The organism is Streptomyces sp. NPDC002176, assembly GCF_044903645.1.
In the GTDB taxonomy this organism is placed as follows: domain Bacteria; phylum Actinomycetota; class Actinomycetes; order Streptomycetales; family Streptomycetaceae; genus Streptomyces.
This window is the reverse complement of sequence record NZ_JBJDQW010000005.1, coordinates 479,112-492,725: the sequence shown is the minus strand read 5'-3', so window position 1 is coordinate 492,725 and position 13,614 is coordinate 479,112. Positions and strand designations below refer to the sequence as shown.

9 protein-coding genes, 2 tRNA genes and 2 pseudogenes are annotated in these 13,614 nt (G+C 72.8%); 5 read left to right on the top strand and 8 right to left on the bottom strand.

Going from position 1 to position 13,614, the window contains the following annotated elements:
- Window positions 1–2 precede the first annotated feature (2 nt).
- The 6 genes and pseudogenes from ACI2LY_RS25080 to ACI2LY_RS25055 form a co-directional block, all read right to left on the bottom strand.
- Window positions 3–1,238, bottom strand: a pseudogene (locus ACI2LY_RS25080) (glycosyltransferase); the annotation flags it as partial.
- Window positions 1,239–1,252: 14 nt separating this feature from the next.
- The gene (locus ACI2LY_RS25075) at window positions 1,253–2,854 is read right to left on the bottom strand and encodes an ATP-binding protein (RefSeq protein ID WP_404709116.1); all 1,602 of its coding nucleotides are present in this window, start codon (window positions 2,852–2,854) and stop codon (window positions 1,253–1,255) included.
- Window positions 2,851–3,591: a response regulator transcription factor gene (locus ACI2LY_RS25070; protein WP_404709115.1), complete on the bottom strand. Its 741-nt coding sequence runs from the start codon at window positions 3,589–3,591 to the stop codon at window positions 2,851–2,853. The genes ACI2LY_RS25075 and ACI2LY_RS25070 overlap by 4 nt, the downstream gene beginning before the upstream one ends.
- 73 nt (window positions 3,592–3,664) lie before the next feature.
- Window positions 3,665–4,540, bottom strand: a complete 876-nt coding sequence (locus ACI2LY_RS25065) for a DUF2797 domain-containing protein (protein WP_404709114.1) — start codon at window positions 4,538–4,540, stop codon at window positions 3,665–3,667.
- 118 nt (window positions 4,541–4,658) lie between these two features.
- A complete protein-coding gene (locus tag ACI2LY_RS25060) occupies window positions 4,659–5,627 on the bottom strand; it encodes a Bro-N domain-containing protein (RefSeq protein WP_404709113.1) in 969 nt (322 codons plus the stop codon).
- 66 nt (window positions 5,628–5,693) lie between these two features.
- Entirely contained in the window at window positions 5,694–6,044 is a 351-nt protein-coding gene (locus tag ACI2LY_RS25055; RefSeq protein WP_404709112.1) for an HGxxPAAW family protein, read from the bottom strand.
- A 78-nt stretch (window positions 6,045–6,122) separates the two neighbouring features.
- Between ACI2LY_RS25055 and ACI2LY_RS25050 the strand changes: the two genes are divergently transcribed.
- The 3 genes and pseudogenes from ACI2LY_RS25050 to ACI2LY_RS25040 all read left to right on the top strand — a co-directional run.
- Window positions 6,123–6,605 carry a MarR family transcriptional regulator gene (locus tag ACI2LY_RS25050; protein WP_404709111.1) on the top strand — a complete coding sequence of 161 codons (483 nt, stop codon included), beginning with the start codon at window positions 6,123–6,125 and terminating at the stop codon, window positions 6,603–6,605.
- 444 nt (window positions 6,606–7,049) lie between these two features.
- Window positions 7,050–7,346 (top strand): hypothetical protein, encoded by a 297-nt coding sequence (locus ACI2LY_RS25045; protein WP_404709110.1) that lies wholly within the window; start codon window positions 7,050–7,052, stop codon window positions 7,344–7,346.
- Window positions 7,347–7,419: 73 nt separating this feature from the next.
- A pseudogene (locus ACI2LY_RS25040) lies at window positions 7,420–7,596 on the top strand (helix-turn-helix domain-containing protein); the annotation flags it as partial.
- 386 nt (window positions 7,597–7,982) lie between these two features.
- Here ACI2LY_RS25040 and ACI2LY_RS25035 read toward each other — a convergent pair.
- Window positions 7,983–8,055: transfer RNA gene (locus ACI2LY_RS25035), tRNA-Arg, on the bottom strand.
- A 215-nt stretch (window positions 8,056–8,270) separates the two neighbouring features.
- Window positions 8,271–8,361: transfer RNA gene (locus tag ACI2LY_RS25030), tRNA-Ser, on the bottom strand.
- Between the two features lie 200 nt (window positions 8,362–8,561).
- Between ACI2LY_RS25030 and ACI2LY_RS25025 the strand changes: the two genes are divergently transcribed.
- Window positions 8,562–9,023 (top strand): SSI family serine proteinase inhibitor, encoded by a 462-nt coding sequence (locus tag ACI2LY_RS25025; RefSeq protein WP_404709109.1) that lies wholly within the window; start codon window positions 8,562–8,564, stop codon window positions 9,021–9,023.
- 310 nt (window positions 9,024–9,333) lie between these two features.
- Complete coding sequence (locus tag ACI2LY_RS25020) at window positions 9,334–13,581, top strand: PAS domain-containing protein (protein WP_404709108.1); 4,248 nt, start codon at window positions 9,334–9,336, stop codon at window positions 13,579–13,581.
- The last annotated feature ends 33 nt before the right edge of the window (window positions 13,582–13,614 follow it).

Here is a 13,614-nt window from a genome sequence, read left to right as displayed (position 1 = left end):
GTGCGGTCCGGGAAGACCCAGGCGCGGAAGAGGAGGAAGCGCAGGACGGTCGCGGCGAGGTTGGCGACGACGAGGACCGCGATCTCGGTGGTGTGCGCGGGGCTGGTGGTGGCCGCGTTGAGGGCGGCCAGGGAGCCGCTGGTCAGGGCGAGGCCGATGGCGAAGACGACCAGGCCCTGCGCCTGGTGCCGTACCGCGCCGCCCCGGCCGCGCACCCCGAAGGTGAGGCGCCGGTTGGCGGCCGTGTTGGCGAGCGCGGAGAGCAGCAGGGCGAGCGCGTTGGCGAACTGCGAGCCGCCGAACTGCCGGAAACCGCTGTAGAGCAGCAGGTAGAAGAGGGTGGAGAGGCCGCCGACCACGCAGAACCCGACGAGCTGGCGGGCCAGGCCCTTCGGTACGTCGGTGATCTCGCGGTCGCGCGGATCGTCGCCGAACGGCCGGGCCAGCCGGTCCAGCGGCAGCGAACCGGTGGTCAGCGCCCGCCCCACCCGCCACACGCCCTTCAGGTCGTCGGTCGCGGTGCGCACGAGGTGCACGGTGGAGTCCGGGTCGTCGACCCAGTCGACCGGCACCTCGTGGATGCGCAGGCCCGCCCGCTCGGCCAGCACCAGCATCTCGGTGTCGAAGAACCAGCCGGTGTCCTCCACCAGCGGCAGCAGCACCTGGGCCACCTCGCGCCGGATCGCCTTGAAGCCGCACTGGGCGTCGGAGAACCGCGCCTGGAGCGAGCCGCGCAGGATCAGGTTGTAGGCCCGGCTGATGAACTCCCGCTTCGGCCCGCGCACCACCCGCGAGGTCCGGCTGAGCCGGGAGCCGATCGCCAGGTCGGAGTGGCCCGAGATCAGCGGGGCGACCAGCGGGAGCAGGGCGTTGAGGTCGGTGGAGAGGTCGACGTCCATGTACGCGAGGACCGGCGCGTCGGAGGCGGACCACACCGTGCGCAGGGCGCGCCCCCGGCCCTTGCGCTCCAGCCGGACGTTGGCCACGTCCGGGTGGCGGGCGGCGAGTTCGGCGGCGATGAGCGGGGTGCCGTCGGTGGAGGCGTTGTCCGCGATGGTGACCCGGAAGGCGTAGGGGAAGGTGCGTGCCAGGTGCTCGCGCAGTCTGAGCACACACCGGCGCAGGTCCTTCTCCTCGTTGTAGACGGGGATCACCACGTCCAGCACGGGGGTGCCGGCGGCGGTGGCCGGGAGGTGCTCCCGTGCCGGGAGGGTGCCGGGAGAAGAGTCGGTTCGCATGGGACCGACTCTTCTCAACTCCCCTGTCGCGCCCGTGTGGTGAGGCTGTGGCCCGGCTGTGAGTGCACCACCGGCTCGGGTCCGGCCGCGGGCAGCCGTACGGTGAACACGGTCCGGCCCGGCGCGCTCTCCACGTCCACGGTGCCGCCGTGCGCGGTGACGACGGCCCGCACGATGGCGAGACCCAGCCCGGTGGAGCCGGTGGCGCGGGTACGGGCGGAGTCGCCGCGCGCGAACCGTTCGAAGACGTCCGGCAGCAGCGCGGCCGGGATGCCCGGACCGTCGTCCTCGACCTGGACGCACATCCGGTCGCCCTGCCTGCGCACCCGCGCGGTCACCGTGGTGCCCGGCGGGGTGTGGCTGCGGGCGTTGCCCAGCAGGTTGACCAGGATCTGCTGGAGCCGGGCCGCGTCGGCGGTCACCGGCGCCGGTTCATCGGGCAGGTCCAGCCGCCAGATGTGGTCGAGCCCGGCCGCGCGGGCGTCGCTGACGGTGTCCACGACCAGCGGGACCAGATCGGTGCGGTCGAACTGGAGCGGGCGGCCCGCGTCCAGCCGGGCCAGCAGCAGCAGGTCCTCCACCAGCAGGGTCATCCGGCCCGCCTCGGACTCGATCCGGCCCAGCGCGTGCCGGGTGTCCGGACCGACCTGCTCCCGGCCGCGCCGGGTCAGCTCGGCGTAGCCGCGTATCGAGGCGAGCGGGGTGCGCAGCTCGTGGCTGGCGTCGGCGACGAAGCGCCGGACCCGCGTCTCGCTCTCCTGGCGGGCGTGCAGGGCGCCGTTGACGTGGTCGAGCATCCGGTTGAGCGCGGCGCCGACCCGGCCGACCTCGGTGTGCGGGTCGCACTCGGACTCCGGGACCCGCTCGTGGAGGTTCACCTCACCGGAGTGCAGGGGGAGTTCGGAGACCCGGGTGGCGGTGCGGGCGACCCGGCGCAGGGGGCGGGTGGCGACGCCGACGATGACGGTCCCGGCCAGCGAGGCCGCGATCAGCCCGGCGACGGTGACGCAGACCTCGACCAGCACCAGGGTGTCGACGACGCCGTCCATGTCGGCGGTGGGGAGGGCGACGTAGTAGCGGTCGGCGCTGTCCCGGTTCTCCGCGTACCGGACGAGGTAGTCGCCGAGGCCGGGCAGGTGCACGGTGTGGGCGCTGTCGTCCTGGGGGACGGAGGCGAGGGCGTCGGTCTGGGCCTGGGTCAGCCGGGAGGCGCGCATCGGGGTGAAGACACCGCGCCCGTCGTTCTGCTCCTCGGACACGGCGGCGGACACGATCGAGCCGCCGCTCACGTACGCGGCGACGGTCCGCTTCTGGGCGGGCCCCTTGGTGAGCAGCGCGGCGACCTTCTCGGCGGGGGTCGCGGTGTCCAGGGCCGAAGCCGCGCCGGTGTCGAGGCCGGGCAGCTCGGGGAGCAGGCGCGGGTGGCCGACGGCACGCCGGGCGACCTCGGTGACCTTGCCGTCCAACTGCTCGTAGAGGTGCGCGTGCAGGGCCAGCGTGGTCACCGTGCCGATCACCGCGCACACCACGGCGATCAGCGCCACGGACGCGACGACGAGCCGGGCCCGCAGAGTGCGCGGCTTCCCGAGGCGGCCGGGGAAACGCCGTGCGTTCACGACACGGCGGGCTTGATCAGATAACCCGCTCCCCGCCGGGTGTGGATCATCGGCTCGCGGCCCGCGTCGATCTTCCGGCGCAGATAGGAGATGTACAGCTCCACGACGTTCGCCTGCCCGCCGAAGTCGTACGACCAGACCCGGTCCAGTATCTGCGCCTTGCTCAGCACCCGGCGCGGGTTGCGCATCAGGAAGCGGAGCAACTCGAACTCGGTGGCGGTGAGGTGGATGGACTCCTCGCCCCGCCAGACCTCGTGGCTGTCCTCGTCCAGGCTGAGGTCGCCCACGACCAGTACGGAGTCGGGGCGCCGGTCGGTGGCGCCGGAGCGCCGGATCAGCCCGCGCAGCCGGGCCACGACCTCCTCCAGGCTGAACGGCTTGGTCACGTAGTCGTCCCCGCCCGCGGTGAGCCCGGCGATACGGTCCTCCACCGCGTCCTTGGCGGTGAGGAACAGCACGGGCACGTCCGGGAGTTCGCGGCGCAACCGGCTCAGCACGGTCAGCCCGTCCATGTCCGGCAGCATCATGTCCAGCACCACCACGTCGGGCCGGAACTCGCGGGCCGCGCGCAGCGCGTCCTGGCCGTCCCCCGCGCTCCTTATCCGCCAGCCCTCGTAGCGCAGCGCCATGCTCAGCAGTTCGGTGATCGACAGCTCGTCGTCCACCACCAGCACGCGGACGGGGCTCCCGTCCGGCCTCAGCAGTTCGGTGCGCCCCTGGGGCGAGGTCGTGGTCATGGTGAGACCTTGTCCGCCCGCTCTGAGAGAGCCCTTTCGGCAGTCTGTGATTTCGCTGAGAAAGGGGTGAGAGTCAGAAGAGGCCGTCTTGGCGGGCGCCGAAGTCCTTTGCGGGGAGGGTGGTTTCGCTGTTCTGCTGAGCCGGGGTCAGTTCCCAGCCGGGGAGCAGGCGGGTGTCGAGCACGAGTACGCCTCTAGGTCCGTGGGTGTCCAGGTGCAGGTCGGGTCCGACGGCGGCGACGAGTTCTCCGGCCAGGTGTCCTCCGGCGACCAGCTCGGTCACGGCGCCGGTGGCGGGCTGGGCGTGCTGGAGGTTGAACTCGGCTACATGGTCCGTGACTTGGCACGGGGCTTTCTCTACGGACTCGGGCCAGTTCCCGAGGGAGAGGGCGCGTGCGTGCAGGTCCCGCACCTCCGCCGCCCGCTCCTCGGGATCGGCCGGGAGGGCGGCCCGTACGGTGCGCTTCACGGCGTACGGAATCCGGTCCGGGACGCCGAGCGCGGCCCGCAGCAGCTCCTCGGTGCGCCGGGCGGCCATCAGCGGGCCGGTGCCCAGCCAGCTGAAACAGACGGCACCCTGCTCCAGCAGCCGGGCCGACCCACGCTCCACGCCGGTGATACCGACCTTGACCAGGCCGGGGCCGAACCAGGCGAGGTAGACGCGGTACGGGCGGGGGTCGTCGGCGATCGTGTCGGCGGCCACGGAGTGCGCGCGGTCCAGCCGGGCGCACTCCTCGCAGCGGGCGCCGGTGCTGCGCGCCGGTACGGGGGTGTGGGTGGGACACGCGTGCCCCCGCGCGCCGACGCAGTGCCGGGGGGTGTCCTCCCGTACCCCGAAAGCGACCCGCTTCCCCCACGTCAGCGCGCTGCGCCGCCCGCCGGACCAGACCAGCTCGGGTCCCTCGGGGGTCCAGCGCAGTCCCGTACACGTCCACATCTGTGCTGCCATCACTCGTGAGGGTAGGAGATGCCGCCGACATCGCCCGTCCGGCGGTGGGGGCCGGTACGGTACGTGAAGAGCCCGAAGCCGCATCCTCTGAGTGCGACTTCGGGCTCTGTGCTGTGCACTACGGGAGCGTGTAGACGGGTACGCCGTCCGCCGCGCTGCCGGTCTGCCGTACGCAGCCCCGCTTGATCAGCATGCGTACGCAGTCGTGGACGCGGTCGCGGGTGAGACCGGTCCGCGTGGCGACGTCCTCCAGCCGACAGGCGACGGGGCCACGCACCAGCGCCGGGGCCAGGTAGGCGGCGACCGCGTGCACGTCCTCGGTGACGACGAGGTTCCGGTCGCGCCAGGTGGCGAGGAGGTGCTGGGGGGTGATCGGCGCTTGCCGCGGCTCGGGGGGTGAGGGGGCGGGGCGCATGCGGGCGGCGATCTGGTCGAGGGCGTCGGCGATGCGGGTGAGGACGTGTTGGACGCCGGTTGCTTGGTGGGTGAAGGTGCCCAGTTGTTCGGTGACCTTGCTGCGCTCGTCGTTCGCGCGTCGGAGTTCGGTGAGGTGCTGGGCCTGGGCGGCGGCGAGGGCTTCGTCGGCGCGGAGGTTGCGCTCCTCGAGGCGGACGATGGCGTCGGCGACCTGCTGGGGCATGACGTAGGAGGTGCCTGGAGTGGTCTGGAGGGGGGCGGGGTCGAGGCTGTAGGTGCCGTCGCGCTGGATGGCGACGATGACTTCGGAGACCCACGCTTTGAAGGACCGCGACTCGGGCTTGGTGGAGCCGTTCACCAACTGGATCAGGCCGTGAAGGTTCACCAGATTCATGTTTCGGCGCCAGTTCTGACCTGCGGGAATGCTGGAAGTGTGCCTCAGGAGCACACTTCCGGTGGGAGATTGGAACGCCGGGTCGACGAGGTTGCGCAGAGTGGAACCGGTGTGGGCGTATCCCAAATGCCTGCAGACGTCCACGGCCGGGAACCAGTGCTCGCCGTCCGGAGTGGTGAGCCTCCGGAGCCGGGCGCCGGTCGCCGCGTAGACGAAGTCACTGATCTCGATGGCGCCGCGCTCGGGCAGCCGGGTCGTGTCGTTGTGCTCGTACATCGAGCATCACCTCCACCACGGAAGCTAGGGAGACTGACCAGCAACTACGGCCGGGGCAGGGCACGTTCACTCGATAGAAGACAGAGGTATCGATTCGCCACGGGCGACCACGGGCGCGGAGGCCGGACGACGCCCCGCCAGCGCGCAGCCCACGCACCCCGGGTGCCCATCGCGGGCCTGCGTGTCCCGCGCCCCCAGCCGCCACTCCTCCCGCGGCCGGACACCCGGCGGCTTCCCCCACCCACTGAGGTGGAGCACCCAGGTGACCAGCACGCTGACGGCGACGAGCACCGCGCCACCCACGAGCGCCGGAACCGACCCCATACACACTCCCGCGCCCACGACACCACTCCCGACGGTGGCGATGGCGCACCCGGTCCACCCGGCGATCGTGTGACCCTCGTCGTACAGACTCATGGAACGGCCCCCTACAGGTCTCTCACATCCTAAGAGATTTACTTATCGAATATCTCACGAACTAAGGAATCAAGGAAGATGGACGGCAAGTCCCGCCCGCCCGCGACCCCCGCACAGGCGCTGACCGCGATGGACGACCTCATCGCCGCGCACCTGATCGGCCAGCAGGAGATGGCCCGGCGCCTGGGCCTGTCCGTCACCGACCTCACCTGCTTCGGCTACGTCCTCCAGGCGGGCCCGGACCTCCTGACCGCCGGCGACCTCGCCTCCCGCATCCAGGTCACAACGGGCGCGGTGACGGGCATCCTGAACCGCCTGGAACGTGCGGGCTACGTAACCCGCCGCCCGGACCCCACGGACCGCCGCAGAGTCCGAGTGGCAGCGGTCCCGGCAGCGGTGGCCCGAGTGGAGGCGGCGTACGGCCCCCACTACACCCGCCTGATGACCCTGTTCGCGGACTACACCCCGGCCGAACTGGCAGTCATCACCGACTGGTTCACCCGAGCGACGGCCCTGGCACACGAGTCGAGAGCGGCACTGTCGGCGCAAGAGACGGACTGACCCCTCGCAGCGCATCGCCACGATGGCGGGCCTGCCGACCGCGTCCTCCGGCTTCAGCGGGGACCACGCCGTGGTGGCCGCAGTAGAGCCCACATGGCGAGTGAACCGAGATGCCAGCTGAATCGGTCCGTGAACCGTCGGACGGTGGAGCGACGCTGACATGCATGGCTGCGACGTTCAACAGAACGTGCCACGCACCGATCCGCTGAGGTTCGCGGCCAGTCGTCCGCACCGTGACGCCCTCCTGCGGAAGAGGCTTCACGCGGCCGGACCCTCTGGCCCGTAGCTCTGGACAGATCGGTCAATGACGTTGATACATGCCGCACTTCGGGTCTACAGGGACGCTACGGGGCGGGACCGGTTGCTGTGGTCGGCCATGCCCGGCCGGGTGGGCAGTGAGCAGAGGGTGTGCCAAGATTCCGCTCCGGAACCGGAGGGTCAATCATGAGCTCGTACGTTGCCGCGCTGCTCGGCTCGATGGCACTACTCGCCACCTGCGGGGCAGTCGCCACCCTTGGTTGGGGCTGGCTGCCGCCGTGGTCGCGAAGCCGGATACTCCGCCCGGTTCTCTTCGGTTGGGCGCAGCTCACCGTGACTGCCGCACTTGTCACTCAGCTGGTTGGCGGCTTGCTGATCAGGAGGCCAGACATCCACTTCGCGGTGACGATGTCCGGCGCTGCTGTGCTGTTGCTCGCCATCGGGTTGATCGGACAGGCTCAGCGCCTACCGTCGCGCCGTTGATCCTCCCCTGGTGGCCGGGTCAAGCGCCGCTGGGTACGCTCAGTAGCCGAAGACGGTCGGGGAGTTCGGCGCCTATCTCGCCAGGCTGCGGCGCCACTCCGGCCGCTCTCAGCCGCAGTTGGCCGCCGCGCTGTGTGTCGCTTCGGGGACGCAGTCCGTCACCCGCAATGAGGTCTCCCGGTGGGAGCGGGGTGCCTGGGTCCCGGACACGTGGCTGCCGTTCCTAGCCGCCGTCTTCGGGTTGCCGCTGCGGGAACTGGAACAGGCTGCCGCCTACGCTCGGGGCGACCCCCTCGCCCCCCTTGCAGGGGTCACGGCCACGCTGGCGGACCTGCTGCCTGACGGTGATGCCCAGGAGCCGTTGGCGGCCCCCTGCGGGCGGCGGATCGGCATCACCACCGTGGAGGGCCTGGCGGCTCGCGAGCACGGCCTGCGGCTCGCCGACGACGTGTTGTCCGGCTGCATCGCGAGTCCGAATGTCTGCGGCGCGGCAAGCCGGGAAGCGCAGCCAGCCCTCGGCGAAGCGCACACGGCCATGAACACCACGGACGGACCTCCGGCGCCGTCGTGGGCGTACTGGGTGAGCCGTCACAGCAAACGCAAGAGACCCCGGATTTCTCCGGGGCCTCTTTACTGTGCACTCGGCAGGATTCGAACCTGCAACCTTCTGATCCGTAGTCAGATGCTCTATCCGTTAAGCTACGAGTGCTTGTTCTTTTGTTTTTGTCTCCGTTTCGCTGGCCTTTCGGCCTGTCCCGGCGACAGGAAGAACATTACATGACTGCCGCCGCCATGTGAAATCCGTTCCTCGCACCCTGCCTGACCTGCGGAAACGTCGAAACCTAGATCGAGCGGGCGCCACCCGGACGGACCCGCACAACGCCGAAGCCCCGGTCCATGTGGACCGGGGCTTCGGATCAGGGGCGGAGGCGGAGGGATTTGAACCCTCGATGGGCTTTAAAACCCAAACCGCATTAGCAGTGCGGCGCCATAGACCGGACTAGGCGACGCCTCCAGCACAACCACTCCCGCGAGCGCGCGATTGGTGCGTGCAGATGATGACACAGGCAAGCGCGGTGTCACCAATCGGTCCCCACGGTACTAGGCGGGATGCCCACAGGGCAAAGGGCTTCTTCCGGCGAGGCGCGAGCCGCTCGCGGAGGTGGTCCCGCTGGTGGGGCGCAACATCCGGCGGGGGCGCGCGTTGGGGTGGGTATGAGCGCACTCCCTCGGCGCGGCGCCGCGTCCATCGCCGTCCTCGCCGTCTCCCTCCTCTGCGGCCTCGCCGCCGCCCCGGCCCAGGCCATCGCCCCCACCCTTCCGCCGCCCCCGCTCCCCGACGACCGCACCGGCGATCACCTCACCCTCGTCGTCCACGGCGCCGGGGCCGGGCGGGACGGGGTGCGGCAGCTGTTCTGTCATCCCGAGAGCGGTGATCACCCCGACCCCGCCGCGGCCTGCCGCGTGCTCGACGAGAACACCCGGTGGGGTCAGGACACCTTCGCCCCGGTCCCCCCGGACAGCATCTGCACGATGATCGACGGCGGCCCGGCCACCGCCCACGTCACCGGGTACTGGGCCGGCCGCCCCGTGGACGCGGGCTTCAGCCGTCGCAACGGGTGCGAGATCGCGCGCTGGGACCGGCTCGTGCCGTTCCTGCCGAGTACCGGGTCGTAGAAATCCCCGTAAAGGTCCCGCGAAGGTCTCGGAGGCGTCCGGCAGGCGGGTCGTGGCGGGGGCGTGGGCCGGGCAGGGGTGGCGACGGCGGGTCGGAGTGCCACGTCAGGGGCAAGTCGGGGGCCGTGGAAGGCGACCCGTGGTGGGATACGGGCATATGTTCGGCGTCACTTCGTCGTGGTACCTGCCTCCCATCCGGCGGCGTGCGCGCGAGTGGAGCCCTTAGACTCCCTCGCGTGACACCCCGCGGGCGGATTGGCAAGATGGCCCGAGCGGTCGGCAAGGTGCGGTAACAGGGAGGAAGCGTCTCGTGAGCAGCAGGCCATCCCGAGGCGCTGCTCGCCTCGCAGCCATACTCGACGCGCTGCCCGACGCGTTGCTCCTGGTCAACGCCAACGGCACGGTCGTCAACGCCAACACCATCGCCCTGGAGGCGTTCGAGGCACCCGGTACGGCGCTCGTGGGGCGGGGCCTGCTCGATCTGCTGCCGCAGTTCGACTCCAAGCTCATCCCCGGCTCGATGCGCCGCCCCGACCACATGGACCCGCACGGCCGGACGAAGCCGACGCGCATGGTCGCCCGGCGCACGGACCGGACCGAGTTCCCGGTCGAGGTCACCAGCGCCAACCTGGAGAACCCCCAGCAGGCGTACGACGGTTCGGCCTACACCGGCGACGAGCTGCTGATGCTCGTGGTGCGGGACCTGTCTGGGACCGTGGACACCGAGGCGGAGCTGGCCCGTTCGCAGCGGCAGACCGAGATGATCCTGCGCGCCGCCTCCGAGGGCGTCGTCGGCACGGACACCGACGGCCGGGTCGTGCTGGTCAACCCCGCCGCCGCGCAGATCCTCGGCTACCGCGCCGGTGAGCTGGGCGGCAAGGAGCTGCACACCCTCGTCACGCACTCCCGCGCCGACGGCTCCCCCTTCCCGTACGACGAGTCCCCGCTCGCCGACACCCTGCGCTCCGGGCGCAAGCACCGGGTGCGCGGGCAGGTGCTGTGGTCCAAGAGCGGTGCCGAGGTCTCCGTCGACCTGACCACCGCCCCGGTACGCGACGGCGACCAGCTCGTCGGCGCCGTCATGACCTTCACCGACCGGCGGCCGTACCAGCTGCTCGCCGACGAGAAGGAGGCGCTGGAGAAGGCGCATGCCGAGGAGCTGGAGCGGCTCGCCGAGGAGCACGCCGCCGACCTGACCGCGCTGCGCCAGAAGCACGCCACCGAGGTGGAGGAGCTGACCGAGCGCGGCGCCGCCGAGCTGACCGAGCTGCGCGAGAAGCTCCAGGAGGAACTGGCCGCGGGCGAGGAACGGTACGCCGCCCTCGGCGAGCGCGAGAAGGACCGCTACGAGGCCCTCGCCGGGCGTCACGAACAGCTGCTCACCCTCCTCGCCGCCTCCCTGCGCGGCCCGTTGGACGAGCTGCGCCGCGAACTGGCCGCCCTCGCCGCCGACGACGCGGGCCAGCTGTGGCCCGAGGCCAACCAGGTGCTGCACCACCTCTCGGCCGGGTACGCCCGTATCACCGCTCTCATCGACAACGTCCTCGGCTTCCAGCGGCTGGACTCCGGTACCGAGGACATCGCCCGCACCAAGGTGATGCTGGACGCGGTCGTCGCGGCCGGTGTCGACGGGGCCGTGGAGCTGATCGGGCCGGGACGCGTGCAGTTCGCCGTGCACGCGCCGCCCATCGAGGCCGAGGTCGACCCGCAGCGGCTCGCCATCGCGCTGGCCCACCTCGTGGCGGACGTCGCGGGCGTGGACGCCACCGGCAACGCGCCCGTGTCGGCGGCCGGTTACCTGGACAACACCGTCGTGGTCGCGGCCGCCCAGCGCGGGGAGGTCGCGCGGATCGAGGTGCGTGGGCCGTACGCCGGGGGCGACCCGGTGCACGAGCCGATCGTGCGGGGCATCGTCCGGGCGCACGGAGGTGTGCTCCAGACACATGAGGTGCCGGGCATGAGTGGGCGCGCCTATGTCCTCGAAGTGCCGCTGGGCGGTGGCGCCGGAACGGTCGCCGCGCCCGTCCCGGACCCGCGCGCGGCCGTGTCGACCGGCGCCGAGGTCGCCCTCGTGGGCGACGCGGGCGAGCAGGGCGGCCGGCGGCGGGCGCGGCGGTCGTCGACCGACGCGTTCCTGGAGAGCGAGGTGGCGGGCGCCGAGGCGGCCGACGTGCCGGGTGCTCCCGCGCCCACCGGGCGGCGCCGCAGGCGCGGTGCCCCGGCGGCCGAGGAACTGGCACCGGCCGCGATCGAGAGCGCGGAGCCGGGTTCCAGCGGCACCGGACGGCGGCGGGGTCGTCCCGCCGAGGTCGGGGACGGGGTGGCGGCCGAGGGTGCCGTGCTGACGGCGGCCGAGCACGCCGCCGGAACCGCCGCTTCCAACACGGGACTTGGCGGCGCCGTGCCGCCGCAGGGCGTACCGGTGCCCGCCGGACAGCGGGCCCCGCAGGGCGCGGGCGAGCAGGCCGCGCTGCCGCCCGCGCTGCCTGCCCCGAGCACGGAGGACGCGGCCGAGGACGGCCAGCCGACCGGCCGTCGCCGCCGTGCGCTGGCCGCCGCGGCCGAGCGTGCCGCCGCGCAGGACACGGGTGCGCGTACGGTCTTCGCCCTGCCCCCGGCCGAGGCGGACCGGACACCGGAGCCCGAGCCCGCGGCGCCCGGTGTGCGTGTCGGTCCGCTGCCGGGGGCTCCGGCGCTGGGTACGGCCGCGGGTACGGGAGCCGCTCCGGGGATGGCCGTGAGCGCCGCTCCGGTCCCGGCCCAGGGTGCGGTTCCTCCGGGTGCGGGCATGGTTCCGGCCCAGGGTGCGGGTCCCGCTTCGGCGCCGGGTGCTGGTGCGCCGGGTGTGGCTCCCGCTCCCGCGCCGGGCACCGCTATGGGTACGGGGTCGGCTCCGGGCATGGTTCCCGTCGCGGACCCGGCCCCCGCACCGGTGGCTCCGGCCCAGTCCGCCCCCGTACCCCCGCAGCCCCAGCCCCCCGCCGAGGGCGAGCCCGCCGACGGTGGGCGGCACGACGCGGTGCCCGTGGACCAGTCCGAGGACCACACGCCTCCGCAGCCGCATCCGACCACGGCGCCCACGGGCAGGCGGCGTCGGGCCGTGGCCCAGCCGGTGCAGCAGGAGGCGGCGATCCCGGCGCAGGGCGCGCCCGGTGCGGGTGTCCCCGCGCAGGCCGCTCCCGCCCAGCCCCTCCCCGTACCCGCGCAGGCAACCGCCCCCGAGGCGGCCGTACCCGCGCAGCCGCTGCCCGCCGAGGCCGCGCCCGCCGCGGCGGCTCCCGCTGCTCCCGCCGCGGCCGCTCCGGTGGCGCCGGTTCCGCAGCCGTGGCCCGATGACGAGGACGACGACACGGCGGGTGCGGGCCTGCCCGGTGCCGCGCTGCCGCCGCAGTTCACGCCGCGCCAACAGCCGCGTGCCGCGCAGCCGTTGCCCGCCGAGGCGCCGGGTGCCGCCGACTCCGGCTCCACCCAGGGGCGGGCGATCAGTGTGCGCACGCTGGGGCAGGGCGTGCCGTTCGTACGGCAGGCCGCGCAGGTGCAGCAGCCGACCGCGACCCCGCCGCCGCACGCCACCAACGGCGGTGGACGGCGCCGCAAGCTGGGCACCCCGCCCGCGCGCCCGGAGGCACAGCCCGAGGCGGGCGCCCGTCCGCACCCCGAGGCGACGCCGACGCCCGCGCAGCCGCGCCGGGCTCCGGGCACCGAGGGCGCCGGACGGTCGTACGCCATAGGGGCGCCGGACGCGAACGCCGCCGAGGGGCCCGAGCCGCTGGACGGTCCGGGCGGTGCCGTGGAGGTCGCGGACACCCCGCGTCCGCAGCCGATGGACGACGAGCTGCCCCCGGAGCCGCTGGACAACCCGCGTCGGCTGCTGGTGTGGCCCGCGCCGGACGTGACGACGTCGGAGGCGCTGAGCAGCCGGGGCTACCGGCCGGTGGTCGTGCACTCGCGCGAGGAGGTCGACGCGCAGATCGCGGCCTTCCCCGCCGCGCTGTTCGTGGACCCGCTGACCGGCCCGATCACCCGGACCGCGCTCCAGTCGCTGCGCCAGGCGGCCGTCGCCGCCGAGGTGCCGGTGCTGGTGACGGCCGGGCTGGGCCAGGCGAGCCGCGAGGCGGCGTACGGCGCCGATCCGGCCGTGCTGCTGAAGGCGCTGGCGCCGCGGGACAGCGAGCAGCATCCGCCGCGGGTGCTGCTGATCGAGGAGCACGCGGAGATCGCGCTGGCGCTGACCGCGACGCTGGAGCGGCGTGGGATGCAGGTGGCGCGGGCCGCGAGCGACAACGACGCGGTGACGCTGGCCGGGCAGTTCCGGCCGAACCTCGTGGTGATGGACCTGATGCAGACCAAGCGCCGCCAGGCCGGGATCGTGGACTGGCTGCGCGCCAACGGGCAGCTCGACCGCACCCCGCTGGTCGTCTACACGGCGGCGGTCGAGCAGGCGGACCTGCCGAAGCTGGCGTCGGGCGAGACGGTGCTGTTCCTCGCGGAGCGCTCCACCAGCGACGAGGTGCAGGGCCGGATCGTGGACCTGCTGGCCCGGATCGGCACCAACTGACGTAAGGGCCGGGGTACTTCGCGTACCCCGGCC

Coding starts and splice junctions, on each gene's coding strand:
- ACI2LY_RS25070 (WP_404709115.1), bottom strand. CDS start 3,591: ATGACCACGACCTCGCCCCAGGGGCGCACCGAACTGCTGAGGCCGGAC.
- ACI2LY_RS25065 (WP_404709114.1), bottom strand. CDS start 4,540: ATGGCAGCACAGATGTGGACGTGTACGGGACTGCGCTGGACCCCCGAG.
- ACI2LY_RS25060 (WP_404709113.1), bottom strand. CDS start 5,627: ATGTACGAGCACAACGACACGACCCGGCTGCCCGAGCGCGGCGCCATC.
- ACI2LY_RS25055 (WP_404709112.1), bottom strand. CDS start 6,044: ATGAGTCTGTACGACGAGGGTCACACGATCGCCGGGTGGACCGGGTGC.
- ACI2LY_RS25050 (WP_404709111.1), top strand. CDS start 6,123: ATGGACGGCAAGTCCCGCCCGCCCGCGACCCCCGCACAGGCGCTGACC.
- ACI2LY_RS25045 (WP_404709110.1), top strand. CDS start 7,050: ATGAGCTCGTACGTTGCCGCGCTGCTCGGCTCGATGGCACTACTCGCC.
- ACI2LY_RS25025 (WP_404709109.1), top strand. CDS start 8,562: ATGAGCGCACTCCCTCGGCGCGGCGCCGCGTCCATCGCCGTCCTCGCC.